Source organism: uncultured Lamprocystis sp. (assembly GCF_903933125.1).
Classification (GTDB): Bacteria; Pseudomonadota; Gammaproteobacteria; order Chromatiales; family Chromatiaceae; genus Thiodictyon.
In genome coordinates this window covers 1-2,579 of the sequence record NZ_CAIZIZ010000272.1, presented here as the reverse complement: position 1 = coordinate 2,579, position 2,579 = coordinate 1, and the positions used below count along the sequence as shown (strand labels likewise).

Genomic DNA, 2,579 nt, shown 5'->3' with positions numbered 1-2,579 from the left:
GACTTCGCAGACCGACTACTCTGCCATTGATCCTGCCAGAAGCCCGCCGCGGTGTCTACCCCCTTGTGCGAACATTAACTTTCGTTAACCACCGCCAGCCCGCGCCGTGACTGCGGTCGCGCGGTCATGCTTCAGGGCTGCATCCTTGACCACGATTCGGCGGTCGAGAACCGCGGCGCGCGGCACAATATCCGCAACAGACAGACCCAGGTTCCGCCGCACCCTTGCCCATCGCTACGGCCAACGCCTTGTGCGCGCATCGCCGACCGGGCTGACTGTGCGGCGGCGCGCAGGAGTACGATTCCAGCCACCGCCTGCCGCGACCGTGTCCTTGTGGCAGGGATCGAGGCATCCCCGGAAGAGGCGGACTTCCACGCGCGTGCTGTTGCGTCCATAATCGCGCTCTATCCATGCAACATGGACAACAGAGAATATCGGACATGGTCCAGACACCCGACCACGCGTTGCTCGCCGCCGCCGCCCAGCAACTCGCGCGGCTCGGCATCGCCGTGGCGGTGGACGACGCGGCTACTCCCATCGACAGCGACCAAGACGCACGACTGCACGTGCGTTGGCACGGCGGTGAGACGTACTACCAGGTGGAGACCAAACGCGGACTGCGGCCAGCGCTGCTCGGGGCGGTCGCGCATCAGCTTCGACGCCGCGGCCCCGATGCCTTGCTGGTCGCGGACCATGTCTCCCCTCCCCTAGCCGAACGGCTCCGCGAGCTGGGGCTCCAGTTCATCGATACCGCCGGCAATGCGTTTCTGACTCATCCGCCGCTCCTGGTCTGGGTCAAGGGCGAGCGGCCCGCCCAGGCGTTGGCAGCCCCGGCGGTGGGTCGGGCCTTTCAGGCCAGCGGACTGCGGGTGCTATTTGCCCTGCTCACGCTACCCGGACTGGCCCATGAACCGTATCGGGTCATCGCCGAACAGGCCGGGGTGGCCCATGGCACCGTGGGTTGGGTCATGACGGAGCTCCCCCAACTGGGGTTCCTCGGCGCGATTGGCGGTCGGCGGCGCGTGCTCCAGCCCGAACGGCTGCTGCGACAGTGGGTGGAAGCCTACGCACGGACCTTACGGCCCAAACTGCTCTTGAAAACCTTGCGCGCCCCGACGATCGCATGGTGGCGCGCGCTGGACCTGCACGACTGCGCGCTCGTGCTCGGCGGGGAGGCCGCCGCCGCACGGCTGCACCGGACGATCGAACCCGAGGTCCTCACCCTGTACGGAGCCAAAGCGGACCTGCGGCGCTTCATGGTCCAGCATCCGTTGCCGGAGGACCCGCGCGGCAACGTGGAAATCCTTGAGCAGTTTTGGCACTTCGCGCCGGATCCGCCGGAGTTGGCGCCGCGCCTGCTGATCTATGCCGATCTGCTGGCAACCGGGGATGCCCGCTGTCTGGAAGCAGCGCAGGCCATGGAGGGAGAGATCCTTGATCGATTTGCGGGATAGCGACGCGCTACGTCACCTGGCGGCCATCGTCGCCGATCTTCGCGCCGCTGCGGTCGTAGACTTTCTGCTGGTCGGCGCTGCGGCGCGAGATCTCCTGCTGCTGCATCGGCATGGCATCGCACCACCGCGCCGCACGACCGACGTGGATTTGGCTTTCTGCGTGCCGGACTGGTCGCGCTTCGCGCAGCTGAAGGCGGCACTGGTTGGGTCGGGGCGCTTCACCTCGGGGCGCATCACGCAGCGCCTGCACCATCGGATCGGCACGCCGCTTGACCTGATTCCATTCGGCGGGGTCGCATCGGCCACTGGCCAGATCGCCTGGCCGCCGGATGGCAATCCGGTGATGTCGGTGCTCGGCTACGACGCGGCCTTGGGCAGCGCAGAGACCGTGTTGCTGCCGGGTGACCAGCGCCTCGCGGTCATCGCGCTGCCCATGCTGGCAGTGCTGAAGCTATTCGCCTGGGAGGACCGCAACCAGGATCAGCCGCGAAAAGACGCCGTTGACCTGATGTTTGTGCTCACGTCCGCACCGTTGACCGCAGGACTCGAGCGCTTGCTCGACGCCGCGCCAGGACTTCTTGACCTCGACGACTTCGATGTAGACTTGGCTGGTGCCTGGCTACTCGGCTCACACGCCCGTGAGGCGATTGACCGTTATGGCGCGCATCGCCCCGCGATGATCGCCCGCGCCACGACCATTATCGCTCGCCAGACCGACCCCGATGGGCCGTTGCGCCTCATCGGCGAGCTTCAGGCGGCGAACCCCGAGCGGGCGCGGCGCACGCTGGCCGCCTTTCTCAATGGCCTGCGACGCCGTGTGTCGCTCGCTGACCCACGACGGTAACCACTGCTTCCGAAGGCACCGATGGCCATCCGCGCTAAGCGGCCCGCGGACGGTGGGCCGACTGCGGCCGTCACGCGCACGCTACGCAAGGCCGGCACCTTGACGCCGCGGTCACTGGTGGTGACGATCGACGTGACGGTGGCAGCCCTGAAGCATGACCGCGCGACCGCAGTCACGGCGCGGGCTGGCGGTGGTTAACGAAAGTTAATGTTCGCACAAGGGGGTAGACACCGCGGCGGGCTTCTGGCAGGATCAATGGCAGAGTAGTCGGTCTGCGAAGT

Annotated in this window: 3 protein-coding genes; all 3 read left to right on the top strand. The window is 67.0% G+C overall.

Going from position 1 to position 2,579, the window contains the following annotated elements:
- Positions 1 to 440 precede the first annotated feature (440 nt).
- The 3 genes from QZY03_RS13460 to QZY03_RS13450 are packed head-to-tail and all read left to right on the top strand — an operon-like array spanning position 441 to position 2,496.
- Complete coding sequence (locus tag QZY03_RS13460) at positions 441 to 1,454, top strand: type IV toxin-antitoxin system AbiEi family antitoxin (protein WP_295581823.1); 1,014 nt, start codon at positions 441 to 443, stop codon at positions 1,452 to 1,454.
- The gene (locus QZY03_RS13455; protein ID WP_295581822.1) at positions 1,435 to 2,298 is read left to right on the top strand and encodes a hypothetical protein; all 864 of its coding nucleotides are present in this window, start codon (positions 1,435 to 1,437) and stop codon (positions 2,296 to 2,298) included. Before QZY03_RS13460 ends, QZY03_RS13455 begins: the two co-directional genes overlap by 20 nt.
- A gap of 21 nt (positions 2,299 to 2,319) precedes the next feature.
- Positions 2,320 to 2,496: a hypothetical protein gene (locus QZY03_RS13450; protein ID WP_295581820.1), complete on the top strand. Its 177-nt coding sequence runs from the start codon at positions 2,320 to 2,322 to the stop codon at positions 2,494 to 2,496.
- Positions 2,497 to 2,579: the final 83 nt, after the last annotated feature.

What these genes read in the sequence shown, in the direction of transcription:
- QZY03_RS13460 (WP_295581823.1), top strand. Translation starts at nt 441, where the DNA reads ATGGTCCAGACACCCGACCACGCGTTGCTCGCCGCCGCCGCCCAGCAA.
- QZY03_RS13450 (WP_295581820.1), top strand. Translation starts at nt 2,320, where the DNA reads ATGGCCATCCGCGCTAAGCGGCCCGCGGACGGTGGGCCGACTGCGGCC.